Raw genomic sequence first — 23,013 nt, 5'->3', positions numbered from 1 at the left:
CGCCCGGCACGGGGTACCCCCGGCCCGTGAGAATAAGTGTGCTGGATACGGGATCCAACACGGTCCGGCTGGCCGTGTGCGACGTGGGGGACGGGGTGCCGCTTCCGGTACACACCGCGAAGTGGAAGCTGCGCCTGTCCGAACACGTCGACGGGGACGGCCGCCTCGGCGAGGAGGCCACCGAGCGTCTGGTCAAGGCGCTGAGCGCGGCCGTCGACATGGCACGGCAGTGGGACGCGCCGGAGCCGCTGGCGTTCGCGACGGCCGTGGTGCGCGACGCGCCCGACCGGGCGGACGTCCTGGACACGGTGCACAGCCGGACCGGGCTGCGGCTGCGCGTCCTGCCGGGCGAGGCCGAGGCCCGGCTGACCTTCCTGGGCGCGCGGCGCTGGATGGGCTGGCGCTCGGGCCCGCTGGCCCTCTTCGACATCGGCGGCGGCACCCTCGAAGTGGCCTTCGGACGCGGCCGTACACCGGAGTTCGCGGCCTCGCTGCCGCTCGGCGCCAACCGGCTCACCAACGAGTTCTTCCGCAGCACCGACCCGCCCACGACGTCCGAGGTGCTCGCCCTGCGCCGCAAGGTGCGGCACGAGTTGCGGGACGTCTCCGCGCGCATCCGCTGGGAACATCCGCACACCGCCGTCGCCACCTCACGGACCTTCCAGCAGCTGGCACGGCTCTGCGGCACCGCTCCGGGCCGGCACGGCCCTTTCATCGAGCGGGTGCTGAGCCGACGCGACCTGCGCCGGGCGGCCGACCGGCTGGTCGGGCTGTCCATCGCCGAGCGGGCCGGCCTGCCCGGCATCTCCGCGCCCCGGGCCCGGCAGTCCCTGGCGGGCGCGATCATCGGGCACTCCGCGATGAAGCTCAGCGGCCTGAAGAACCTCGTGATCTGCCCCTGGGCCCTGCGCGAGGGCATCCTCCTGCGCTACCTGGAGGAGGGGGCCGACTGGTGGGCCGACCTTGAGCGGTGCGACGCCCTGGGACAGGGCCTGGACGGAGTGGCCGTGGTCCCACGGCCCCTGCGCGTGGCCTCGCCCTCGCCGGTGTCCTGAACCGGGAGCACGGCCCAGCGGTGGCACCTCCGCATGCCGGCCGGGCCCCGGGGAACCCGGCCGGCATGGGTGCGCGCGGCACGAGAAGGTCCCCGCCACCGGGGCCTCCGGCCGGATCGCCGCCGAGATGATCACTCCCCACCCGCCCGGCATCCCCGTGGTCCTGCCCGGCGAGCGCCTGACCGAGCCGGTGCTGAAATACCTGGTCACCGGGGTCGAGGCCGGCATGTTCCTGCCGGACGCGGCCGACCGCGACCTGGACACCGTACGGGTCGTCGCGGACGACCCGGGAGACGCGGGAGGCTGAGCGGCAAGCGGGATCGCGTTAGCCCGGTCGGGCCGCCGGGTACCCGGCGCCGGAACCGCGAACGCCGCGAAGACAGGCACCGCCGTGAACGGGTACACGGACACGAGGAGGCTCGCCCTCGTCGTGATCGACATGATCAACACTTACGACCACGCGGACGCCGAGCTGCTCGAACCGTCCGCCCGCCGCGTCGTGCCCGTCCTGGTGGACCTGATCGGCAGGGCGCGGGAGGCGGACGTACCCGTGATCTACGCGAACGACAACTTCGGAAGCTGGCGCTCCCACCACGGGGAACTCGTCGACACCGCGCTGTCGGGTCCGCACGGCGAGCTGATCGACCCGATCAAGCCCGACGAGAACTCACTGTTCGTGGTCAAGGCCCGCCATTCGATCTTCTACGAGACGCCCTTGTCCTATCTGCTGTGGAAGCTGGGCGTACGGCATGTCGTGCTGTGCGGTCAGGTGACCGAGCAGTGCGTGCTGTACTCGGCGCTGGACGCGCACATCCGCCACCTGGGCGTCACCGTGCCGCAGGACGCGGTCGCCGCCATCCATCCGCACCTCGCGGAAGCCGCCCTGGAAATGATGGAACGCAACATGGGCGCCCGGATCGTGCCGGCGAAGGGGGTCGACTTCGACCCGGCCGCCCGATAGCGCGTCCCCAGATCGAGAAGGTCGCCGCGGTCACGTGGTCTGCTCCGCCCCGCCGCGTTCCCCCCGGGCGGCCGAGGCCCGGTCCGAGGGGGTGGCGCTCGGTGCCGTGACGGTCGTCAGCGCCATGCGGTCGCCGAGGCGGACGCGGGAGTAGAACCACTTGGCGTCCGCCCCGTCGAGACCGAGCCAGTCGCCGGTGGTGTCCGGGTCGCCCAGGGCCAGCGGCTTGGTGTACATGCCGACGCGCAGGAGCCGGCCCTGTGTGTCGCGCAGCTCGACCACGTAGGGGACGTTCACCTTGAGGGGCCCCTCGGACGGCACGTCGACGACCAGGTCGCGCTCGGTGTGCTTGGCGGTCACCGTCAGCGAGCCGGTGAGCCTGGTCCGGCCGTCGAAGGCCGAGAGGACCGGCAGCACCCGGCCGCCGACCGTGAGGGTGCGCTCGGGGAGGGAGAGCGTGCCGGAGACGGGCGCCGGGGCGGCCGAGGAAGGCGGCAGGGACCGTTCCGGGCCGGTCGCCGTGCCGTCGGCGGCCGGGATCCGCGGCGCGGCCGGCTGGTCCGGGTGCCCGTTCAGGGCCGGCTTCAGGGCGAGGCCCAGCAGCACGAGGGCCGCGGTCCCCGCGCCGAGGGCCACAGCGGTACGTTGGCGCCTGCGGCGTATCGCGCGGGCCCGGATCGCCTTGCCGTCGACGGCCGGCTGCGTCGCCCGGCTCGCGGCCAACTCGCGCAGTGCGGAGGAGAGTTCATCGGACACGGCCGCTCTCCTCCCGTACCGGCCCGTCGGCCTCGTCCGCCGCGAGGCGCTGCGCCAGCGCCGCCCGCCCCCGCGCCAGCCTCGCCTTGACCGTGCCCACCGGCGCGCCGGTCTCGGAGGCTACCTGCTGCACGCTCAGGTCGCACAAATGGTGCAGGACGATCGCCATCCGCTGTGCCTCGGGCAGTTCGCGCAGGGCGGCCACGAGCGCGGTGTGCTCGGGGTCCGGTCCCGGTGTGGACGTGGGCGGCGGAGTGCGCCGTACCAGTTCCAGCCAGCGTTTCGCCCGCCGCCAGCGGCTCACCGCCAGCCGCATGGCCACCGTGCGGATCCACGCCTCGGGGGCGCTGTCCGCCAGGAACTGCTGTCGCCGGTCCCAGGCCCGTACGAAGGCCTCCTGCACGACGTCCTGGGCCTCGCCGTGGTCACCGGTGAAGGCGTACAGCTGTCCGGTCAGCCGGGGGAACGCGGCCGCGTAGAAGGCGTCGAACTCGTCCTCGGTCATGCCTCCACCGGAATCCGTGTCCTCTCCTTGCAACCCGGCCACCTCCGCCGTGCGTACAGGTCCCGTAGGTCGCACAGGTCGCATCCGGCGAAGCGCAACCCCACAGGGAAGACGACGCACACGGGTTCCAGGCTCCCTCTTTCTCAACGGAGTTGGCTCGTCGGCTGCTCAACCTACCTGCGCGTGCGGCCACGACCGTGTTCCCGAGTCGAAGGACCGCCCACGTGCCACCCACTGACTTCGCCACGTACGCCCGCACCAACTGGCCCCGGCTGGTGGTTACCGCGCGGCTGCTCACCGACGATCCGGGTGCGGCGGAGGAACTGGTGCGGAGAACGCTGGTGCGGATGTGCGCCCGGTGGCGCCGTGTTCCACGCAATGACGTGGACTTCCATGTACGGCGCGCTCTGCTGCGGAGCCATCTGCGTCCGCTGCGCGGACGGCCGGCGGCGCGGCGGCGGGCCGTTCTGGTGCTGCGGATCTGGGAGGGGCTCGGGGACGCGGAGACCGCCCAGCTGCTGGGCTGCTCGGCGGGCGCGGTGCGGGCCCGTTTCAGACACGGTCTGAGGGCGGCCGGCACCGACCGCGGGCGGCTGCGCGAGCTGTACGCCCGTACCGTGGCGGACGTCGTGCCGTCCGAGGCGCCGCTGGCGGACGTCCTGGCACAGGGAGGCGTGCGGCGGCGACGCCGTGTCGCCGTGGCCTCCGTCGCCGGTGCGGCGCTGCTGGCGCCGGCCGCGCTGCTGGCCGCCGGCCAGGTCGGGAACGGCGGTGCCGAGGACGGGAGTTCCGGTGGCGGCGCCCGTTCGGCGACCAGCTCGGTCCGGGTCGTGGCGCCGGGCGAGCGGGTGACCGCCGGGCCGGGGGTGCGGGTGTGGCTGACCTCCGACGGCGGGCACTGGTCGGTGCCCGTGGCCGTCCCCCGGGACAACAGCCGCCTCCCGCTCGACGAACCGGGCGTGGAGGTGCGGATGGACAGCGTGAACGGCGGTTTCTTCCTGTCGGGCGTCTTCCGCGGGCTGACCGGCGAGCCGAGCCGCGTCGAGGTGCGGACGGGCGAGGGAAGCGCCACCGCGAAGGTCCTGGTCCTGGCGGGCAGTCCGGGCTGGGGCCTGTGGTACGCCAGCGCACCCGTGCCCGAGAAGGACATGAAGTCGGTCCTGTCCACCGAGGGGGACGAGCGGATCGTCACGGTGTACGACGCCGCGGGCAAGGTCGCCGCCCGGTCCGGCCGCGAGTGGTGGCGGATATGAACGGGAACCGGAGCGACAGGCCAGGGCTGTTGAGGAAAGTCATTGCATCGGCGCCCCGGCACCGCGAGCGCGCCCCGCTGCGGATCCGGTTCCGCCGCACCCGGGGCCGGCGCCTTCGCCAGCTGGGCTACGCACTCGTCGCCCTGGTCGCGACGCTGTGCGCGGCGGCCGTGGTGGCGTATCAGCTGACGGCCATCCCGAAGCCGCACCCCGAGACCGTCACCCAGAGCACCGTCTTCCTCGACGCGGACGGCGCCTATCTGGGCCGGCGCGGCCCGGTCGACCGGCAGGACGTCGCGCTGTCCGCGATCCCCCGGCATGTGCAGGAGGCGGTGATCGCCGCGGAGAACCGCTCCTTCCGTACCGACAAGGGGATCTCACCGCGTGCCATCGCGCGGGCGGCGCTCGCGACGCTGACGGGCGGCGACCCGCAGGGCGGTTCCACCATCACCCAGCAGTATGTGAAGAACGCGCTGCTCAGTCCGGAGCGTTCGCTGTCCCGCAAGGCACGTGAGGCGCTCATCGCGATCAAGCTGGACCGCACCCGCAGCAAGGACGACATCCTTCAGGGCTATCTCAACACCGTGTACTTCGGCCGGGGCGCCGCGGGGATCCAGTCCGCCGCGCGCAACTACTTCGGCGTGGACGCCAGGCAACTGACGGTCGCCCAGGGCGCGGCGCTCGCGTCCATCGTCAACATCCCCTCGTACTACGAGAAGGCGGGCTCCGATCCGAAGGTGACCGCGAAACTCCGCGACCGCTGGGAGTGGGTGCTCGACGCGATGGCGACGGGCGGGACCATCACGGCGCAGCAGCGGGCGGCGGCGCGCTTCCCGGCGTTCCGGTTCTATCCGCCCGGCGAGACCGAGGGGCAACGGCAGTATCTGATCGACGTCGCCGCGAAGGAGGCGGCCGCCCGGCTCGGCATCACCGAGGACCAGCTGGCGAGCGGCGGCTACAACGTGACGACCACCTTCGACCTGGCGCTCCAGGACAGTGCCACGCAGTTGGTCCAGGGACATCCCGGGGGCAAGGACGGCGTCCGGGTGCACACCGCCGTCGTAGGGATGGTGCCCGGCGACGGGGCGGTACGACTGCTGTACGGGGGCTCGGACTACGCGCGCCAGCCGTTCAACGACGCGGTGAGCGGGGCGGTGGAGGCGGGGACGGCACTGGAGCCGTTCGGCGGGCTCGCACGGGCGGGCGACCCCCTGCGCCGGCTGGTCGGGACGCCGGCGCCGACCCCGCTGAACCTGACGTCGGCGTACGCGACGCTGGCGGCGGACGGTGCGTACGCGGCGCCGTACACCGTCGCCCGCATCACCCGCGAGGGCCGCACCGTCTACCGGGCTCGGCCCGACGTGCAGCGCGTGCTGGACGAGAAGGAGGCGATCGTGGCGGGCGCCCGCGCGGGGGGCGGGCTGAAGCCCGTCGAAGCGGTCGGCCCGGCGGCCGCGAAGCTGTTCACCACCGGCGGGGCGGGCGGCGGCACCACCCGCCGCACCGTGTGGACCACCGGCTACGACAGCCGGCTCACCCTGACGGTCGCCCTGTTCGCCGACCGGGCGGGCGCGAAGAAGGGCACGACGGTACCGGCGCAGCTGCCGAACAAGCCGTCCCCGGTCGAGTTCGTGGCGGGGGTGGCCGAGGGGATCTGGGAGGCGGCCTAGTGCCCGTGCCGTGCGGAGGCGGCGGTGACGAGGCCGTCCAGCCATGCCTGGTGGCCGTTGAGCATCGGGTTCGGCAGCTGCCTGGCCAGCTCCGCGGCCGGGCGGCCGATCTGCGTCTCCTGGGTCAGGATGCGCACCCGGTCGCCGGGCAGGTCCTCGACCAGCCAGGCGTGCAGCACGTCGAGGCGCTCCTCGGGCGGGCCGTCCTGCCCGGCGGTCCAGGACAGCCGGCCGGGGGTACCCGGGGCCGGGGCCCGGAACTCGACGACGCGGGCGGCCAGGGGCGGGAAGCCGAAGGTGCCGAAGCCGAAGACGAGGTCGGCCTCCAGCGCGCGCCCGCCGCCGCGCGGGAAGGAGATCCCGGCCACGTTGTCGTAGTACGACTCCCAGGTGGAGGTGTCGGTGAGGAAGTGCCAGATGCCGGCGGCCGTGAGGCCTCGCACGATCACCTCGTTGGAGACGAAGTTGTCGCCGGTTCCGGGCAGGTACTTCTCGGGCCAGTTGATCGCGTTCTGAGTACTCATGGCAGCGACGTTAGTTTTGGGCCGCATCGGAAAACCAATAGGAACACCGATTCCTCCTATCGGAACCCTGATGCCGTACGGGACTACGATGGGCGGTATGAAGCACCGGACGCCCGGCCCCTCCCCCGACACCGCACAGCTTCCGGCGCACGCCGACCTGAATCTGCTGCGCACCTTCCTGGCCGTCTACCGCGCCGGTGCCTTCACCGCCGCCGCGCCCGCGCTCGGGCTGTCCCAGCCGACGGTCACCGCCCAGATCCGCACCCTGGAGCAGCAGAGCGGGCGCGAGCTGTTCACCCGCCTGCCGCGCGGCGTGGAACCGACCCCGTACGCCCACGAGCTCGCCGCCCGGATCGCCGGCCCGCTCGACGCGCTGGCCACCCTGCACGACACGGATGCGGCGGCCGCGCCCGTGCACCTGGCCGGGCCCTCCGAGCTGCTGTGCGTCCGTGTCCTGCCCGCGCTGGTCCCCCTGGTCGCCGACGGCGTCCAGCTGCGCGTCGCCCAGGGGCTGCCCGAACCGCTGATGGAGGAGATGCGGGCGGGACGCCACGACCTGGTCATCACCACCCGTCGCCCCCGAGGCCGCGCCCTGGAGTCCGTGCCGCTCGCGGACGAGGACTACCTGCTCGTCGCCTCCCCCGCCTGGGCCCGGCGCATCGCCGCGCACCCCGGCGCCGACGGCGATCCGTGCGCCGCCCTGCGCGGGGTCCCCCTGGTCTCCTACGCCGAGGACCTGCCGATCGTGCGGCGCTACTGGCGGACCATCTTCGGCAAGCAGCTCACCGCCCGCCCCGCGGTCACCGTCCCCAACCTCTACGCGGTCCTGTCCGCGGTCAACGCCGGCGCCGGCTACAGCGTCCTGCCCCGCTCCCTGTGCCAGGAGTACCTCGACTCGGGCCGTCTCGTCCTGCTCCACGAGCCGCAGGAGCCGCCGCTGAACACCCTGTTCCTCGTCCAGCGTCCCGGCGTCGAGGCCAACCCCGCCGTGGTCCGCGTCCGCGACCGCCTCCAGGCCGCCGCCCGCGACTGGTAGGCGGGCCCCGACCACGATCGGCGTCAGGGCGCGAACCGGTACTTCAGATGGGTGGCGAGGGGCGTGTCGACGACCCGGACCGGCTCCAGTCGCCGCCGCTGCCCGGCTCCCGCCCCTTCGAAGAGCCGTAGCCCGTCGCCGAGGAGTGCGGGGACGACATGCAGCTGGAGCTCGTCGATGAGCCCCTCGCCGAGGTACTGCCGCACCGTGTGCGCGCCGCCCGCGATGTCGACGTTCCGGTCACCGGCGGCGGCCCCGGCCTGCCGCAGGGCGCTGTGGATGCCGTCGGTGACGAAGGTGAAGGTGGTGCCGCCCTCCTTGACCAGGGTGGGCCGAGGACGGTGGGTGAGGACGAAGACCGGCGCCCGGAACGGCGGGTTGTCGCCCCAGAACTCCTCACCCGTGTCGTACATCGTCCGGCCCATCACCACCGCACCGGTGGCGTCGAACCACTCGCGCATCAGCTCGGAGTCCCGGTTCTCCTCCCCGCCCGTCATGCCCTGGCGCTCCCGCCAGCTCGCCAGATTGTGGATCCACTCGAAGAGCGGCTCGGCGCCGTCCCCGCCCGGGTTGTCGAGGGTGACGCCGGTGCCGGCGATATAGCCGTCGAGGGAGATGGCCAGGTCCGCGGTTACCGTCACGACGGGTGCTCCTGTGTCAGGGGATGTGCTGCCTTCACTCCCACGTCGATCGGGGAAGCGCACATTCGACACTCCGCCCGTGTCAGTGGGCGGCCGTCGCGGGGCCGGTCTTCCTGCGGGCCCGGTACGCCGCCGCCTTGATCTTGTTGCCGCACGAATCCATCCCGCACCACTGCCGGCGCATCCCCCGCGAGCGGTCGATGTAGGTGCGGGTGCACTCCGGGTTGCCGCACTCCTTGAGCAGGGGCACGTCCGGACCGCTCAACAGCTCGACGGCGTGGCGCGCCACCATCGACAGCGCCTCCTGCGGCGTCGCCTGCGTCCAGCGTCCCGAGGGCGTGAGCTGCGGTACGGCGGGCGGCCTGCGGGCCGCGTTGTTCACCACGGTCAGCGCCGCCCCGTCGTACTCCTCCCCGAGCCGGCGGGCGGTGACCAGCCGGTAGACGGCCTCCCGTACGGTCGTCGCCTCCTCGACGTCGGCCTCCCGGCCGGGTGAGACCGCGTCGACGATGCCGGACTCCACGTACCATGCGTTCAGCCTGTCCGGCGTCACGAACATCTCGAAGCGCACCGTGCGCCGCGCTCGCAGCGTGGCGGCGAAGTCGAGTGCCGGGTTTCCGCAGACGAAGACATGGTCGAGATTCACATCACCATTCTGACCGGTGACGCCCGATCCGGGCAAGTCCCGCGGCTGCCGACGGCTCCCACAGTCCCCACGGCTCAGAGGCCCAGGTCGACGGCGAGACAGGAGAAGTAGCGCCACGACCCTTCGGGATCATGGGCGTACCGCGTCGGATCGGTCGGCGTGGCCTGCTTCTCCTCGACCAGCTCGTCGCGGCGGACACGCTCGGGCAGCTTGCCGAACCGTGCCCGGCGGGCCGCGGCGGCGCCGTCCACGATGCTCGTGTTCTCCATGGCCGAACTCCCTTTCATTCTCCGGTGATCACCTGTCAAGCAGGTGCGTCAGAAGTGATCCACGTCGATGACGGCCTGGGCGAAGGCGGCGGGCGCCTCCTGGGGCACGTTGTGGCCGATGCCGGTCAGGGTGCGGTGCTCGTACGCGCCAGTGAACCTGTCCCGGTACGAGGCGCCGCCGCCCGGCACGGTGAAGGGGTCCCGTTCGGCGTCGAGGGTGATGGCGGGCACCCCGATAACTGGCCGCGCGGCGAGCCGCCGTTCCAGTCCGTCGTAGCGGCGCTCCCCGTCGGCGAGGCCCAGCCGCCAGCGGTAGTTGTGGATGACGACGGCCGCGTAGTCGGGGTTGTCGAAGGCCGCGGCGGTGCGCTCGAACGTGGCGTCGTCGAAGTCCCACGTCGGGGAGGCGGTCTCCCAGACGAGCCTGGTCAGATCGCGGCGCAGGTCCTTGGTCTCCATGGCGATCCGGCCGCGCTCGGTGGCGAAGTAGTACTGGTACCACCAGGCGTGCTCGGCCGAGGCCGCCAGGGGCTTGAGATTGGCCTCGCGGTTGGTGACCAGATATCCGCTCACCGACACCAGCGCCTTGCAGCGTTCGGGCCGGAGTGCGGCGACGATGTCGGCGGTACGCGAGCCCCAGTCGAAGCCGGCCAGTACGGCCCGCTCGATCTTCAGGGCGTCCATCAGCGCGATGACGTCGAGGGCGATGGCCGACTGCTGGGCGTTGCGGAACGTCCGGTCGGACAGGAACCGCGTCGTGCCGTGCCCGCGCAGATACGGGACGATCACCCGATACCCCTCCTGCGCCAGCAGCGGAGCCACGTCGACATAGCTGTGGATGTCGTACGGCCAACCGTGCAGGCAGATCACGACGGGACCGTGCGCGGGGCCCGACTCGGCGTAACCGACGTCCAGCAGCCCGGCCCTGACCTGCTTCAGCCGCGGGAAGGCGGTGTGCACGCCGGGAGCGACGGCGGACGCGGCCCGCGCGCCCTGGATACCGGCGAGCGAGACGGCGACCGCACCCGTGCCAAGTCCCAGAGCCCTGCTGAAGCTTCGCCTGCTGATCATGCGGATTCCTCCGGGGGCGATCGATGGTGTGCGACGACCTTGTGCGTCGACTGACTGTCACACGCGCAAGCGTCACCGGTCAAGACGGTGACGCAAAATCGAAGCGAGAGCCTATGCACCTCAAGTAGCGCTCAAATAGAACCCGTTCATCACCACCTTGACGGGTGACGAACAAACTGCAAGCATCCAGTCACCGCCTGAACCGGTGACGCGAAGGCATGGAGACGCGTCCGCCGGCAGGTTCGACTCACGGATGGAGAACAGTCATGGCCGTCAGCTACACCGCAGTCGTCAACGTCGACGGAGAGGGCCGCAACGGTGGCCGCGTCCGGTCCGAGGACGGGCTTCTGCAGACGACTCTGGCGATTCCGAAGGAGCTGGGCGGGGCCGGCGACGCCACCAACCCCGAGCAGCTGTTCGCGGCGGGGTGGGCGGCCTGTTTCCTGGGGGCCGTGCGCCGCGCCGCCGCCGAGCGCAAGGTCAGGCCGGCCGGCACCGCCATCAGCGCGGAGATCACCCTCAACCACGGCGACGACGGCGAGTTCGGCCTGTCCGCCGTGCTCAACGTCGAACTCGGCGGCGTCGATCAGGAGACCGCCACGGAACTGGGCGCGGCCGCCCACCGGATCTGCCCCTACTCCAAGGCGACGCGCGGCAACATCCCCGTCGTCGTCAACGCGAAGGCCGTCTGACAAGGCCCGCACGCGCGGACTGCGAACGTGTCGCCGAAGAACCGGGCAGTTCCTGGACGAGATGGCCTCCCCGACAGGACGCGCCCACCTCCGCGACGCCCTGCTCGGCGGCCCTGCTCGGCGGCCCTGCTCGGCGGCCCTGCTCGGCGGCCCTGCCGGCGGCAACGCCGGCCGGTGCTCGGCCTACGCCGCCGAGCAGATCGGCGTCATCGTCGGCGGCGCGGGCGAGCGGGGGGAGGCGTTCCCGACGTCGAGACGGTCGTCGACCGGGTCGTCGCACCCCTGATGTACCGCATCCTCTTCCGCCCCGACGGACTCGACGCCGCCAACGCCGGTCCGGCTGCCAACGGGTGAATCCGGCCGCACGGCAGAGGGGTCCTGCCCGGCAGCGGGAAGGCCATGCCCGTACCGGACCGGCGATGGCCATTGATGCGCAGGGAGCGTCCCGATGCCGAAGTTCCTGATCCAGGCGACCTACACCCCCGAGGGCACCAAGGGGCTGCTCAGGGAGGGTGCGAGTGGCCGCCGGGCCGCCGTCGACCAGGTCGTCAGCGGCCTCGGCGGCAAGGTCGAGGCCATGTACTTCGCCTTCGGGCAGGACGACATCGTCCTCATCGTCGACTTCCCCGACCCGGTCTCCATGGCCGCGGTCAGCCTCACCGTCAAGGCCAGCGGCGCCCTCCACACCCGGGCCACCCCCCTGCTCACCCTGGAGGAGATCGACGAGGCGGCCCGCAGACAGGTCGCCTTCCGCGAGCCCGGGAAATAGACCGGGCCGGTGCACTCGGGGTGGAAACTCCAGGCCCGCGCGATCGGCGTCCGGCGTGGTGCGGCCCGCGGCGAGGGATCCCGGTCTCGGCAGGCGGCCGAGCGTACGTCCGGTGCCGGCCGCACTACGTCAGCACGCCCTGGAGTCACCCGCACGGGTCGGGACTTCGTCGATTCCCGAGGTGGTGGAACTCGCCGGGCGGGGCAGACGTTGGCTGGGTGACACGCGAAGCGCGCACGGACGACCGGAACGACACGGGCTGAAGCCGAGGTGGCACGGATGGCTATGTGGGATCGGATCAAGGACCAGGCCAAGGGTCTGCAGCAGCAGGCGCAGGGCGGCACGCGGGGGGCCGGTGGGCACGGGGCCGCCGGGCACGGGCGGCCGGGTTCCGGGTCCCGCGGAGGATCCAAAGCGCAGTTGGTCAGCACGCTGAAGTCCCAGCTCACCTCCCTGAAGACGGAGTTGAAGAGCGGCGCCTACCGGGACGCCAGCATGGCCATGTGCGCCCTGGTCGCCGCGGCCGACGGACACGTCGACCCCGCCGAGCGGCAGCACGTGGAGTCGCTGATCCTGAACAACGACGTCCTGCAGAACTTCCCGTCCGAGCAGCTGCGCACCCGCTTCAACAAGCATGTCGACCAGATGGGGTTCAACTTCCAGCAGGGCAAGGCCGAGGCCCTCCAGGAGATCGCCAAGGCGGCCAAGAAGCCGGCCGAGGCCAGGGCGGTCGTCCAGACCGGTTTCGTCGTGGCGGGTGCGGACGGATACATCGCGCCGGCCGAGGAACAGGTGCTGCGCGAGGCGTGCTCGGTCCTCGGCCTGCCCACCCAGGAGTTCGGCCTCTGACACCGCGGTGACCACGACGTCGGCGGGGCCGCCGTAGGCTGCCGGGCGAGGGAGCCGGTCCCGCCGTGTCGTCATGGGTGCTCGGCCCTCGGCCGGAGTGTGGCGCACATCACGGAAGTCGGCGTGGGGTGCCGGACAGCTCATTGAGGTGAGCACTCATATGCGAACCCGGGTACGGGCCGGGGAATCGAGCGCGTTCGCGGAGCTCTTCGACGCCTACGCACGCGCCGTCTACAACCATGCCTTCCGGCTCACCGCCGACTGGTCCGTGGCCGAGGACGTGATGGCCGCGACCTTCCTGGAGGCATGGCGGCTGCGCGACCGGGTGGACCCCGAAGGCGGCTCGCTGCGGCCCTGGCTGCTGGGCATCGCCACCAACACCGCCCGCAACCAGTACCGCAGCAACCGGCGTTACCGGGCCGCCGCGGGCGCCGCCGCGGCGGCCGAGCTGTCGGTGCCGGACCACGCGGACGAGGTGGCCGACCGGGTCGACGACCGGCGCCGCGTCTCCACCGCCCTCACCGCCCTCGCCAAGTTGCGCGGACCGGAACGTGAGGTCGTCACGCTCTGCCTGGTCGAGGGCCTGGACTACGAGGCCGCGGCGGTCGCGCTCGGGATCCCCGTCGGCACCGTGGCCTCCCGGCTGTCCCGGGCCCGCAAGAAGCTGCGCGCGCACGCCGAGGAGCGGCCGGTGCGGGCCGCGCCCAGGACGTCGTACGAGAAAGTTCGCGGAAATCGGGAAGGCGGCCGTCCCGCCCGACAGACAAGAGGTGATCACACCAGCGTGATCCGGCCCGCGCAGGAGGGAAACCGATGAACGCGAACACGTCCCGGCAGCACCCCGCCGACGGGGAGCAGAGCACGACGGAGCTGCTCTCCCGGACGGCGCGTGACCTGCCGGCGGGCCGCCACGAGTTCCACAAGGAGCGTCTGATGGCCCAGATCCACGACATGCAGCAGGACGAGCGCACCGCCACCCCGGCGCCCGCGAAGACCCGGCGGCTGCGCCTTCCGCGTCCGGCGATAGCGCTGCCCCTGACGGCGGTCGCCGTGGCGGCGGCGGTCGTCGCCGGAGTGTGGCAGAGCGGCGGTGGCGCCGGCGTCAGGGACGGCGGCGTCGCCACCGGACCGGCACTGACCACGCAGATCGGCGCCGCGAGCAGCAAGGACGTACCCCGGCTGCTCGGCGAGATCTCGCTGGCGGCGGCGGATGTGTCCCACCCGGACGTCAAGCCCGGCCAGTACGTCTACGTCGAGTCCAAGTCCGCCGACAGCTTCATCAGGACCGTCGGCGACAAGTCGAGCCTGGCCTCCCACGCGCTGCACACCCGCCAGGTGTGGGAGTCGCCGGACGGCACCAAGGGCTGGCTGATCGACCCGGCGGTCAACGACGGCCCCGAGGGCGAGACCCTGAGCCTCCCCGACGAGCAGGGCAACACCCCGGAGGCGACCCTGAACGGTCCCTCGTACGACTACCTGGCGAAGCTCACCACCGACCCCGACGCACTGCTCGCCAAGATCTACAAGGAGACGAAGGGGATGGGCAACTCGCCCGACCAGCAGGCCTTCACCACCATCGGCGACCTGCTCGGCGAGAGCTACCCCCCGGCGGAGCTCTACCCGGCACTGTTCAAGGCCGCCGCGAAGATCCCCGGCGTGGTCGTGGTCGACGACGCGGTGGACGCCGCGGGACGGCACGGGGTGGCGGTGGCCCGGCTCGACGAGACCAGCGGGCAGCGCGAGGAGTGGATCTTCGACCGGAAGACCCATGTCTTCCTCGGCGAGCGCACCGTCCAGGTCCGCAAGTCCACCGGCACGGACGCCCTGATCACGCCCGGCACCGTGCTCTACACCAGCGCCATCATGCAGCGGGCCATCGTCGACGAGATGAAGCAGACCCCGTCACAGGCGGGCTGACCCCACCCGGCCGCCCCGGCCGTCGGCACCCTCACCCGTGGTGCGGCGGCGGGGGCGGCATCGTCGTCAGGCCGGGGGCCGGTTCGGGCCAGACCAGCAGGAGCGGACAGGCGGCGTGGTCGACGACGAAGCGGCTGGCCGGGCCGAGGCTGGGCGGTCCGAGGCGGGTGCGGTCGCCGTCCCGGGCCAGGACGAGCAGTTCGGCGTCCTCCGTGGCGGCGACGACCTCACGTTCGACGCGACCGCTGCGCTCGACGCGCGTGCAGGGGCGGCCGAGCCGATCGGCGGCCGCCTGGAGCAGGCTCTCGGCGGAGGCGGCGGCGAGGTGTTCGACGCGGGTGCCCGGGTCGCGTTCCGGGTGCCCACGGCCGAGCAGCCCCGCGAACGCGCCGTGCGCGGCGTCCGCGACATCGTGCCCGGTGATGTGCAGCAGCACGATCTCGGCGTCCTGCGGCGCGTGCGCACGCGCGGCGTCCACACAGGCGGGCCAGGTGCCCTCGACGATCCAGACGACCACCGCCATGGGATCAGCCTCCTCCGATCACGGCCAGTGAGGCCCACAGTGCCAGCACGGCGGCGCACAGGCTCGCGGGTACGGCGTACAGGCCGAGCCGGGTGAACTCCCCCAACTCCACCTCCGCGTCGTGGGCGTGCACGATACGCCGCCACAGCAGCGTGGCCAGCGAACCGGCATAGGTGAGATTGGGGCCGATGTTCACCCCGAGCAGCACGGCGAGCACCGCACCCGGGCCGGAGTCGGCGGCCAGGGGCAGCAGCACCAGCACCGCCGGCAGATTGTTGATGACATTGGCCAGTACGGCGGCCAGCACGGCGAGCCCGAACAGCGCCGCGAGCCCGGTGCCGTCGGGGATCAGCCGGCCCAGAGCCGTGTCGAGCCCGTTGTCCACGACCGCACGCACCACGATCCCCAGCGCCAGGACGAAGGCCAGGAACGGCACCGAGGCGGACCGCAGCAGCGCCTTCGGTGTCGTACGGCGTCGCAGCAGGGCCCGCACGGCGAGGACCACGGCCCCGGCCAGCGCGGCCCAGGCCGGATCGATGCCGACGGCCGAGGTCAGCACGAACCCGGCGAGCGTGCCTGCCACGGTCAGCAGGGCGAACAGCGGCAGTTCGGGCTCGTCGCCACCGGGCTGCTCCTGCGCCCCGGCGTCCAGGTCGGTGGCGAAGAAGCGCCGGAAGACGACGTACTCGACGGCGATGGCGGCCAGCCACGGCAGCGCCATCAGCGCGGCGAACCGGGTGAAGCTCAGCCCGCTGGCCGCGAAGGCCAGCAGATTGGTGAGGTTGGACACCGGCAGCAGCAGGGAGGCCGTGTTCGACAGATGGGTGCAGGCGTAGACATGCGGCTTGGGGCGGGCGCCGAGCCGGGCCGCGGTGGCGAACACCACCGGCGTGAGCAGTACCACCGTGGCGTCCAGGCTCAGTACGGCCGTGATCGCCGAGGCGGCCAGGAACACCTGCGCCAGCAGCCGGCGCGGCCGGCCCTTCGCCGTGCGCGCCATCCAGGCCCCGCAGGCCTGGAACAGCCCTTCGTCGTCGCAGAGTTGGGCGAGGACCAGTACGGCGGCCAGGAAGCCGATCACCGGCCCGAGCCGTTCGGCCTCGTCCAGCGCGTGGGACGGCGAGATCGCCCCGGTGGCCACCACCAGCGCCGCGGCCGGCACGGCGACCACGGCCTCCGGCCAGTTGAAGGGACGGACGACGGCGCAGACCAGCACGAGCACGAGCATGGCCACGGACAGGGTCTCCGCGAGCGGGGTGTTCAGATTCGGGTCCTTCCGTGCGGCGGCGGGCGGCGCCGCTGTGCGTCTGGCCGCACGGTACCCCGTGGAAACATCCCTTTTCGGTCGCCTACCCCAGCGCCCTTACCCCGGCGAGGCCCTCGGCGAGGGCGCGGCGGCAGTACGCCAGGTGGTCGGTGCCGTAGCCGCGCGGGCCGCACTCGACGACCAGCACCAGGCCCAGGTAGAGCCGGTACAGGGCCAGGCGGTGCCGGAAGGCGGGCCCGGTGAAGTCGAGGGTGCCGCCCGCCTCGGTGTAACCGGCGACGAGATCGCTGTCCGGGCCGGTGTCACCGCCGAAGGCCAGGGAGACCAGTTCGGCGGCCGGGTCGCCCCAGAACGCCCGTTCGTGGTCGATGAGTCCGGTGATGCGGGGCCGGCCGTCTCCGTCGCCCCGGGATCGCCGGCCTCCCTTGCCGGGGACGTCGACGAAGACGTTGCCCGGCCACAGGTCGAAGTGGACCAGGCGGGGCTCGGTGACCTCGTCGAGCGCGGATCCGCCCTCGGCCACCAGTGTCCGGAACTCGGCGGGCGGCGCGTCCAGCGGGGACTGCCAGCGCGCGGCGTCGTCCAGCAGCGCGTCGACCATGGCGGCGAAGGCCGTCCGCCAGTCCGGGGCGGACAGCGCGGACTCGGTGGCCGGGTAGCCGAACCGTCCGTCCACGGGGGCCAGGGTGTGCAGTCGGGCGGTGACGGCGCCCAGTTCGCGGCGCAGCGCGCGCTCGGCGGCCGGGGGCAGGTCGTCGGAGGCCTTGTCCCACGGGGTGCCCGCGAGGACGGCGACCGCCAGGAACTCCTCGCCGGTGTGGAGCAGTTCGGGCGTCGGGACGGCGCCGACCGGCAGCTCCGCGATCCGCCGGTAGACCATGGCCTCCGTCGCGAGGATGCCGCGCTCGTAGCGCAGGACCGGGGCCTCGGGCGGCGGGGCGAGCTTCACGACGGCGGCGCGGCCGTCGTCGAGCAGGACGCGGTACGCCGTGTTGAACCAGCCGTCGGTCAGCTCGGCCTCCATCCGGCAGCCGGCGCCGACGGAGCGGCGGAGCAGGGCGTCGAGGTCTTCGGGAGACAGCCGGCGCTTGGTCTGACTCTGCATGAAGGCACACACGCTTTCCGACGGCGGGGGAGCGCTCCCACAGTGCCGACCGGCCGCCGCCGGGTCAAGGGCGGGGCCGGCCGCGAGCCTGACGGGTGTTCAGGACTCCCTGGCGTCGTCCGTCGCCGCGTTCTCGGGCCGGAAGGTGACCGAGCGGCCCGAGAAGTGGGCGTCCAGGCCGTCGGCCGTGGTGGTGACCGAGCGCAGGCGCAGGCCGTCGGGGATGTTCCGCAGCTGGATCGGCCGCTCGAAGACCTTGTCGAGGATCGCGCCCCCGGCGGCGGGCAGCGCACCGCCGTCGACCGTGAAGTCCCTGAAGGCGATGCGGTTTCCGGAGACGGCCGAGACGGTCGTCGTCACGCCGGCCTCCTCGCCGAAGGGCATCGGCACGGCCGCGCGCACCTGACCCGGGCGCCCGCCCTGGGCGATCTCCAGCCCGAGGGCGTTCGAGACGTCCTCGTACGACAGGAAGGCGGTCGCCTCCGCGCTGCGGGCCCGCGCCTCGCTGTCGTCGTCGGCCTTGGTCAAGCCGTCGAGCCGCAGGGAGAGTTCGGAGACCGGCAGCGGCCGGTCGGCGCCGCGGGCCGGTATGTCGTGGGCGGTGATGTCGACATGGCGCAGGGTGCCGGAGGCCGCCTGGGTCACCACGGGGAAGCCGCGCACCTGGACCTCGGGCGGCAGCGGCGTGTCCATGCCCTCCTGGAACGCCTTCGCCGTACGGGACTCGATGCGCGCGGCCACGGCGCGGTCGACGGCGACCGGGAGCAGGGCCAGGGCGACGAGGGCGGCGCCGACGAGGGCCGCGGGTCGCCGTCGGCCGCGGCGGGGCTCGTATCGCGGCTGGTCGTGGCGACCACGCTCGTCATCGTGTTCGTAACCGTGCTCGTGGTCGTGGTCGGCGTGTCCGGGCTGGAAGCGGCGCATGGGCGGGCCCTCCTCAAGGGGATCGGTGGGGTCGGTCGGGCGGATGGGTCGGCCGGGGCCGGTCGGCGTCGCGCAGTCGGCGGACCGTGGCGGCGGCGGTGCGGCCGTCGACCCCGGCAGCGATCAGCGCGGCCGTGGCGCCGCCCGTGCCGTCGTCCGCCCAGATCCCGGCGTTGACGGCGCCGAGCAGGGCGAGCAGATGGGCCTCGATGGCACCGCTGAGCGGGCCGGGCGGGACGACGGTGTGGAAGACGCCCTGACGCTGGCCCTCGGCGAGCAGGCCGGCGACCGTCTCACGGGCCGGGGCGAGGAGTTCGCTCACCAGGTCGTGCCCGAGGTCCTGGTGGGCCAGGCCGATCAGCGTGCGATAGGCGTCACCGACCGGCCAGAGGGTGAGAACGAAGCGGGCGAGGGCACTCGCCGGGTCGGATCCTGGGCCGGACCCGGGGCCGGGTGTGCTCGCGACCGTCACCGCGTGCCGTATCGCCGCCATCGCGTCCTCGGCGAGTCCCTTCACCAGCTCCGCGCGCCCCGCGAAGTGCGTGTACAGCGTGCGCCGGGCCACCCCGGCGGCCTCGGCGATGTCGCCGAGGCTGCTGTCGGGGTTGCGGCCCAGTTCCCGCAGGGCCGCGGCCAGGATGCGGGCGCGCGTGACCCGCGTCGTACGGCGGGTTCTGGCCCGTGGCGGGGGCGTCGTGCTGCTCACGTCGGCACCTCGGTGCGGAGGGGAGGGGGTCGGGAGACTGACCGCGATATTTGCACATCGACGAGCAAGAAACTAGTCTGCTCATCAATGTGCAAATAACTCGCGGCCCCCTGGGAGTCCCCGTGCCCTTCCTTGCCAACACACCCGTCGAGAAGATGACCGGGCCGTACTCACGGCGCTGGTGGGCACTGCTCGTGCTGTGCCTGAGCCTGCTGATCGTCGTGATGGCGAACACGTCGCTGATCGTGGCCGCGCCCGACATGACCCGGGATCTGAACCTGAGCAGCAGCGACCTTCAGTGGGTCATCGACGGCTACACCGTCCCCTACGCCGCGCTGATGCTCGTCCTGGGCGCGATCGGCGACAAGTACAGCCGCCGCGGCGCCCTGGTCACCGGCCTGCTGATCTTCGCCGGCGGTTCGGTGATGGGCAGCCTCGTCGACGAGACCGGGCTGGTCATCGCGGCCCGCGCGGTCATGGGCGTCGGCGCCGCCGTGGTCATGCCCGCCACCCTGTCCCTGCTGGTCGCGATCTTCCCCCGCGGTGAGCGGGCCAAGGCCATCACGGGCTGGACCGCCACCTCGGGCCTCGCCATCGCGGTCGGTCCGCTGGTCGCCGGCTGGCTGCTGGAGGACCACGCCTGGGGCTCGACCTTCCTGATCAACGTCCCCATCGCGGTCGTCGCCGTCTTCGGCGCGCTGGCGCTGGTCCCGCCGTCGAAGGCGCAGGGCATGGGCCGGATCGACTACGTCGGCGGCCTGCTGTCCATCGTCTCGGTCGGCTCGCTGGTCTACGCGGCCATCGAGGGCCCGCACTTCGGCTGGGGCGCCGGCCCGATCGCCGCGGCCGTGGTCGCCGGGGTCGGTCTGCTGGCCTTCGTCGTCTGGGAGCTGCGGCACCCGCACCCGATGCTGGATGTGCGCAAGTTCGCCCAGCGGCCGTTCAGCGGCTCGATGCTGGCGGTGCTGTTCTTCTTCTTCGGCACGTTCGGCGCCCTCTACTACGCCACCCAGTACCTGCAGTTCGTGCTCGGCCACGGCGCGCTGGAGACCGGCGTACGACTGCTGCCGCTGGCCGGTGCCGTGTTCGTCGGCGCCGCGGCGACCGGGCGGCTGACCCCGCAGCTCGGTGTGAAGGCCATGGTCGGCGCCGGCATGCTGATCGGCACCGTCGGCGTCTTCCTGCTCACCCGGATCGACGAGGGCTCGACGTACACCGACTTCCTGCCGACGCTGTTGATGCTGGGCTTCGCCATCGGCCTGAGCGTGTCCCCGGCCACCGACACCATCATGGGCTCCTTTCCCGAGTCCGAACTGGGCGTCGGCGGCGGCGCCAACGACACCTCGCTGGAGCTGGGCGGCGCGCTGGGCATCGCGATCCTCGGCTCGCTGCTGGGCACCGCGTACCGCGACAAGCTCACGGACCTGATCGGCGGCCAACTCCCGCACAGCGCGCTGGAGACGGCCAAGGACTCGGTGGGCGGCGGTCTCGCGGTGGCGCAGGAGGTGGCGAAGAACCCGGCCGGCGGCGCCCAGCAGGCCCAGGCCCTCGTCGACGCGGTGCACGAATCCTTCGCGCACGGCGTCGCCCAGACCAGCCTGGTCGGCGGGATCATCATGGCCGCCGGGACGATGATCGTCCTCGCGGTCCTGCCCGGCCGCCGCAAGGCGGGCAAGCACACCCAGCAGGACGTGCCCGAGCCGCAGGAGACGGCCGATCCCGAGAAGGCGCCCTCGGGCACCGCCTGAGCGAACACCACCCCGGAACGGGCCGTGCCTCGAGCGGGGCACGGCCCCGGACGGATTACACGCGACCGGCGATTACGGGGGGGGGAGTCGAACGACGGCTCAGGCGCCGGACGCGGGCTCCGGCACGGGCACCGTCGCCGCGACCTCCTCGACCACGACCCGTGCCCGCTCCTCCGGGACCCCGGCCGCGATGAGGGTCGTGATCGCGACCCGGTTGCCGTCGTCCTCCAGCACACCGGTGTTGACCGACTCCAGCAGGGCGACCGTCATCCCCTCCAGCCCGGCGCTCAGCGCCTCGGCCGGCAGATGGGTGTGGAAGACGCCGTCCCGCTGGCCGCGTTCCAGGATCGCCGTGGCCGTCGCGCGGGCCGGTGCCAGGACCTCGGCCACGCGCTCCGCGCCCAGGTCGCGCCTGGCCAGCGCGAGGAGCAGCCGGTAGCGGTCGCCGACGGGCCAGATCGAGAAGAAGAAGCCGACGAACGCCCGGTCCGCCGGTTCCGTCTCCATCAGCTTCGCGCCGTCCGCCAGCGCGCTGCGCAGCGACTCGGAGGCCTCCTCGGCGAGCGCCTCCAGCAGCGCCTCGCGCCCGGGGAAGTGGCCGAACAGGGTCCGCCGTACGACACCCGCGGCGCGCGCCAGCTCCTCCAGCGTGATGTCGGGGTTGCGCCCGAGCTCGCGCCGGGCCGTGGCCAGGATGCGCGCCCGGTTGGCCCGCGCATTGCGTCGCAGTGGCTCACGGACGACGGGCTTGGTCACGGGAACCTCGATGGATCGGTGCGCGAGAACGGCTGAGGGGGTGGCGGGCAGCTGCATTCTTGCACGGTGGACCGCGCCCACGGCAGGTCCGTCGACCCGGCCCGGGAGCGCCGATCACACGCCCGCGGCGGCGTCCTCCCCCGCACCGTACGGCTGCAGAGGCAGTGCCGTGGTGACCTCGAAGCCGCCCTCGGGGCGGGGCCCCGCGTGGAGTTCGCCGCCGACGGAGTGGGCGCGTTCGCGCATTCCCATGACGCCGAAGCCCCTGCGGTCCCCGGTCGGGCAGGCGGCACCGGGCGCGGCGGGGCCGTCGTTGGTGACGCTGATCAGCAGCCGGGAGCCGGAGTAGGTGAGCCGTACGAACGCGGCTTCCGCGGTGGCGTGCTTGGTGACGTTGGTGAGCGCCTCCTGCACGATGCGGAACGCGGTCAGATCCACGCCGGGGGACAGCGGCTGCGGCTCCCCGTCCGTGCTGACCGTGACGTCGACCCCCGCCGACGCGCACGCCGAGACCAGCTCGGGCAGCCGGGCGAGGCCCGGCGACGGTTCCAGCGGCGCGGAGTCCTGCTCGCCGTTCTGCCGCAGCAGCCCCAGCGTGGCCTTCAGCTCACGCAGCGCGGAGGAGGTGGTGCCGTTCAGGTCGGTCAGGATCTTCTGCGTCTGCCGCGGGTTGGTGAGCGCCAGGTGGGCGGCCGTGCCGGCCTGGGCGTTGGCCAGCGCCAGGTGGTGGGCGACGACGTCGTGCAGCTCACGGGCGATCCGCATCCGCTCCTCGGTGACCCGCAGCCGCGCCTCCTCCTCCCGGGTGCGCTCGGCGTGCTCGGCGCGGGCCTGCACGGCCGTGAGGTAGGCACGCCGCAGCCGGGTCATGTTGCCGGCGGCCAGCGGCAGCAGCAGCCAGAAGAACGGGCCGATCGTCCTGAGCAGCAGCGACAGATGGTCCATGGAGTCGGAGATCGCCGCCGCGACGATCACCGCCAGCATGGTGGTGAGGCCGTAGGCACGGGTGGTCGCGCGGTCGGTGTGGGTCGCCAGCCAGTAGAGCGCCGCCATGACGGGGGCCAGCAGCAGCGGCGTGAGCAGATAGCCCAGCGCGATCACGACCACGGTGCAGGCCGCGGTCACGACGAGGGCCACGCGCGGGTGACTGCGGTGCTTCAGCAGCGCGAGGCAGGCCACGCCCATGAGGACGGAGGCGGTCTTGTCCTGGTCCGGCGGGTCGGCGCCGGGCAGGGTGAGCATGCCTCCGAGGGTCGCGCAGCCCATCAGCGCCGCGGCCAGTACCAGGTCCACGGCGAAGGGACGGCGGTCCGAGAACTCCTCGAGGCGGTCCGCGTAGCGGCGCTCCTGGCTGGTGATCATCGGGCTCT

At 72.8% G+C, this 23,013-nt stretch carries 25 protein-coding genes and 2 pseudogenes; 13 read left to right on the top strand and 14 right to left on the bottom strand.

Features of this window, described 5'->3' with window-relative positions:
• The first annotated feature begins 26 nt into the window (after positions 1–26).
• The 3 genes and pseudogenes from ACFQ6S_RS22435 to ACFQ6S_RS22425 all read left to right on the top strand — a co-directional run bounded on the left by ACFQ6S_RS22435 (position 27) and on the right by ACFQ6S_RS22425 (position 2,016).
• Positions 27–1,055 (top strand): Ppx/GppA family phosphatase, encoded by a 1,029-nt coding sequence (locus ACFQ6S_RS22435; protein WP_383412439.1) that lies wholly within the window; start codon positions 27–29, stop codon positions 1,053–1,055.
• 82 nt (positions 1,056–1,137) lie between these two features.
• Positions 1,138–1,362: pseudogene (locus ACFQ6S_RS22430) on the top strand (ornithine decarboxylase); the annotation flags it as partial.
• 84 nt (positions 1,363–1,446) lie between these two features.
• Positions 1,447–2,016 carry a cysteine hydrolase family protein gene (locus ACFQ6S_RS22425; protein WP_383412436.1) on the top strand — a complete coding sequence of 190 codons (570 nt, stop codon included), beginning with the start codon at positions 1,447–1,449 and terminating at the stop codon, positions 2,014–2,016.
• 30 nt (positions 2,017–2,046) lie between these two features.
• Here ACFQ6S_RS22425 and ACFQ6S_RS22420 read toward each other — a convergent pair whose 3' ends face one another.
• Positions 2,047–2,772: a hypothetical protein gene (locus tag ACFQ6S_RS22420; RefSeq protein ID WP_383412433.1), complete on the bottom strand. Its 726-nt coding sequence runs from the start codon at positions 2,770–2,772 to the stop codon at positions 2,047–2,049.
• Positions 2,762–3,277, bottom strand: coding sequence for a SigE family RNA polymerase sigma factor (locus ACFQ6S_RS22415; protein WP_383412431.1), 516 nt, complete (start codon positions 3,275–3,277; stop codon positions 2,762–2,764). Before ACFQ6S_RS22415 ends, ACFQ6S_RS22420 begins: the two co-directional genes overlap by 11 nt.
• A 224-nt stretch (positions 3,278–3,501) precedes the next feature.
• On the opposite strand from ACFQ6S_RS22415, the gene ACFQ6S_RS22410 reads away from it, so the two are divergent.
• Together ACFQ6S_RS22410 and ACFQ6S_RS22405 are read left to right on the top strand one after the other, a co-directional pair.
• A complete protein-coding gene (locus tag ACFQ6S_RS22410; protein ID WP_383412428.1) occupies positions 3,502–4,530 on the top strand; it encodes a sigma factor-like helix-turn-helix DNA-binding protein in 1,029 nt (342 codons plus the stop codon).
• Positions 4,527–6,200 carry a transglycosylase domain-containing protein gene (locus tag ACFQ6S_RS22405; RefSeq protein WP_383412425.1) on the top strand — a complete coding sequence of 558 codons (1,674 nt, stop codon included), beginning with the start codon at positions 4,527–4,529 and terminating at the stop codon, positions 6,198–6,200. The genes ACFQ6S_RS22410 and ACFQ6S_RS22405 overlap by 4 nt, the downstream gene beginning before the upstream one ends.
• Here the strand turns inward: ACFQ6S_RS22405 and ACFQ6S_RS22400 are convergent.
• Positions 6,197–6,724 carry an SRPBCC domain-containing protein gene (locus ACFQ6S_RS22400; RefSeq protein WP_383412422.1) on the bottom strand — a complete coding sequence of 176 codons (528 nt, stop codon included), beginning with the start codon at positions 6,722–6,724 and terminating at the stop codon, positions 6,197–6,199. The genes ACFQ6S_RS22405 and ACFQ6S_RS22400 overlap by 4 nt on opposite strands.
• A gap of 97 nt (positions 6,725–6,821) precedes the next feature.
• Here ACFQ6S_RS22400 and ACFQ6S_RS22395 point away from each other — a divergent pair, with 97 nt between their 5' ends.
• Positions 6,822–7,760, top strand: coding sequence for a LysR family transcriptional regulator (locus ACFQ6S_RS22395; protein ID WP_383412419.1), 939 nt, complete (start codon positions 6,822–6,824; stop codon positions 7,758–7,760).
• A 23-nt stretch (positions 7,761–7,783) separates the two neighbouring features.
• Here ACFQ6S_RS22395 and ACFQ6S_RS22390 read toward each other — a convergent pair whose 3' ends face one another.
• From ACFQ6S_RS22390 to ACFQ6S_RS22375, 4 genes are all read right to left on the bottom strand, one after another.
• Positions 7,784–8,401, bottom strand: a complete 618-nt coding sequence (locus ACFQ6S_RS22390; RefSeq protein WP_383412416.1) for a dihydrofolate reductase family protein — start codon at positions 8,399–8,401, stop codon at positions 7,784–7,786.
• An 82-nt stretch (positions 8,402–8,483) separates the two neighbouring features.
• A complete protein-coding gene (locus ACFQ6S_RS22385) occupies positions 8,484–9,047 on the bottom strand; it encodes a CGNR zinc finger domain-containing protein (protein ID WP_383412413.1) in 564 nt (187 codons plus the stop codon).
• 74 nt (positions 9,048–9,121) lie between these two features.
• The gene (locus ACFQ6S_RS22380; protein ID WP_383412410.1) at positions 9,122–9,316 is read right to left on the bottom strand and encodes a hypothetical protein; all 195 of its coding nucleotides are present in this window, start codon (positions 9,314–9,316) and stop codon (positions 9,122–9,124) included.
• A 48-nt stretch (positions 9,317–9,364) separates the two neighbouring features.
• Positions 9,365–10,387, bottom strand: a complete 1,023-nt coding sequence (locus ACFQ6S_RS22375; RefSeq protein ID WP_383412407.1) for an alpha/beta fold hydrolase — start codon at positions 10,385–10,387, stop codon at positions 9,365–9,367.
• Positions 10,388–10,653: 266 nt separating this feature from the next.
• On the opposite strand from ACFQ6S_RS22375, the gene ACFQ6S_RS22370 reads away from it, so the two are divergent.
• The 6 genes and pseudogenes from ACFQ6S_RS22370 to ACFQ6S_RS22345 all read left to right on the top strand — a co-directional run bounded on the left by ACFQ6S_RS22370 (position 10,654) and on the right by ACFQ6S_RS22345 (position 14,614).
• Complete coding sequence (locus tag ACFQ6S_RS22370) at positions 10,654–11,079, top strand: organic hydroperoxide resistance protein (protein WP_383412404.1); 426 nt, start codon at positions 10,654–10,656, stop codon at positions 11,077–11,079.
• A gap of 46 nt (positions 11,080–11,125) precedes the next feature.
• A pseudogene (locus ACFQ6S_RS22365) lies at positions 11,126–11,433 on the top strand (TetR-like C-terminal domain-containing protein); the annotation flags it as partial.
• Positions 11,434–11,527: 94 nt separating this feature from the next.
• The gene (locus ACFQ6S_RS22360; protein ID WP_383412401.1) at positions 11,528–11,848 is read left to right on the top strand and encodes a GYD domain-containing protein; all 321 of its coding nucleotides are present in this window, start codon (positions 11,528–11,530) and stop codon (positions 11,846–11,848) included.
• A 279-nt stretch (positions 11,849–12,127) separates the two neighbouring features.
• Positions 12,128–12,697 carry a tellurite resistance TerB family protein gene (locus tag ACFQ6S_RS22355; RefSeq protein ID WP_383412398.1) on the top strand — a complete coding sequence of 190 codons (570 nt, stop codon included), beginning with the start codon at positions 12,128–12,130 and terminating at the stop codon, positions 12,695–12,697.
• Between the two features lie 160 nt (positions 12,698–12,857).
• The gene (locus tag ACFQ6S_RS22350; RefSeq protein ID WP_383412395.1) at positions 12,858–13,514 is read left to right on the top strand and encodes an RNA polymerase sigma factor; all 657 of its coding nucleotides are present in this window, start codon (positions 12,858–12,860) and stop codon (positions 13,512–13,514) included.
• Positions 13,511–14,614 (top strand): CU044_5270 family protein, encoded by a 1,104-nt coding sequence (locus tag ACFQ6S_RS22345; RefSeq protein ID WP_383412392.1) that lies wholly within the window; start codon positions 13,511–13,513, stop codon positions 14,612–14,614. Before ACFQ6S_RS22350 ends, ACFQ6S_RS22345 begins: the two co-directional genes overlap by 4 nt.
• A 31-nt stretch (positions 14,615–14,645) precedes the next feature.
• On the opposite strand, the gene ACFQ6S_RS22340 is transcribed toward ACFQ6S_RS22345, so the two are convergent.
• The 5 genes from ACFQ6S_RS22340 to ACFQ6S_RS22320 all read right to left on the bottom strand — a co-directional run bounded on the left by ACFQ6S_RS22340 (position 14,646) and on the right by ACFQ6S_RS22320 (position 19,139).
• Positions 14,646–15,137, bottom strand: coding sequence for a universal stress protein (locus ACFQ6S_RS22340; protein WP_383412389.1), 492 nt, complete (start codon positions 15,135–15,137; stop codon positions 14,646–14,648).
• 4 nt (positions 15,138–15,141) lie between these two features.
• Entirely contained in the window at positions 15,142–16,401 is a 1,260-nt protein-coding gene (locus ACFQ6S_RS22335) for an arsenic transporter (protein ID WP_383412987.1), read from the bottom strand.
• 85 nt (positions 16,402–16,486) lie between these two features.
• Complete coding sequence (locus ACFQ6S_RS22330) at positions 16,487–17,509, bottom strand: phosphotransferase family protein (RefSeq protein ID WP_383412387.1); 1,023 nt, start codon at positions 17,507–17,509, stop codon at positions 16,487–16,489.
• A gap of 99 nt (positions 17,510–17,608) precedes the next feature.
• Complete coding sequence (locus ACFQ6S_RS22325; RefSeq protein ID WP_383412385.1) at positions 17,609–18,433, bottom strand: DUF2993 domain-containing protein; 825 nt, start codon at positions 18,431–18,433, stop codon at positions 17,609–17,611.
• Positions 18,434–18,446: 13 nt separating this feature from the next.
• A complete protein-coding gene (locus tag ACFQ6S_RS22320) occupies positions 18,447–19,139 on the bottom strand; it encodes a TetR/AcrR family transcriptional regulator (RefSeq protein WP_383412382.1) in 693 nt (230 codons plus the stop codon).
• A gap of 122 nt (positions 19,140–19,261) precedes the next feature.
• Here ACFQ6S_RS22320 and ACFQ6S_RS22315 point away from each other — a divergent pair, with 122 nt between their 5' ends.
• Entirely contained in the window at positions 19,262–20,887 is a 1,626-nt protein-coding gene (locus tag ACFQ6S_RS22315; RefSeq protein WP_383412379.1) for an MFS transporter, read from the top strand.
• Between the two features lie 99 nt (positions 20,888–20,986).
• Here ACFQ6S_RS22315 and ACFQ6S_RS22310 read toward each other — a convergent pair whose 3' ends face one another.
• Both ACFQ6S_RS22310 and ACFQ6S_RS22305 read right to left on the bottom strand, forming a co-directional pair.
• Positions 20,987–21,643, bottom strand: coding sequence for a TetR family transcriptional regulator (locus tag ACFQ6S_RS22310; RefSeq protein WP_383412377.1), 657 nt, complete (start codon positions 21,641–21,643; stop codon positions 20,987–20,989).
• Positions 21,644–21,757: 114 nt separating this feature from the next.
• Entirely contained in the window at positions 21,758–23,005 is a 1,248-nt protein-coding gene (locus ACFQ6S_RS22305; RefSeq protein ID WP_383412374.1) for a sensor histidine kinase, read from the bottom strand.
• Between the last annotated feature and the right edge of the window lie 8 nt (positions 23,006–23,013).

Source organism: Streptomyces sp. NPDC056479, from assembly GCF_042795335.1.
Lineage (GTDB): Bacteria > Actinomycetota > Actinomycetes > Streptomycetales > Streptomycetaceae > Streptomyces.
Note: the sequence above shows the minus strand (reverse complement) of the source record. Positions and strands in the feature narration are given on the sequence as shown.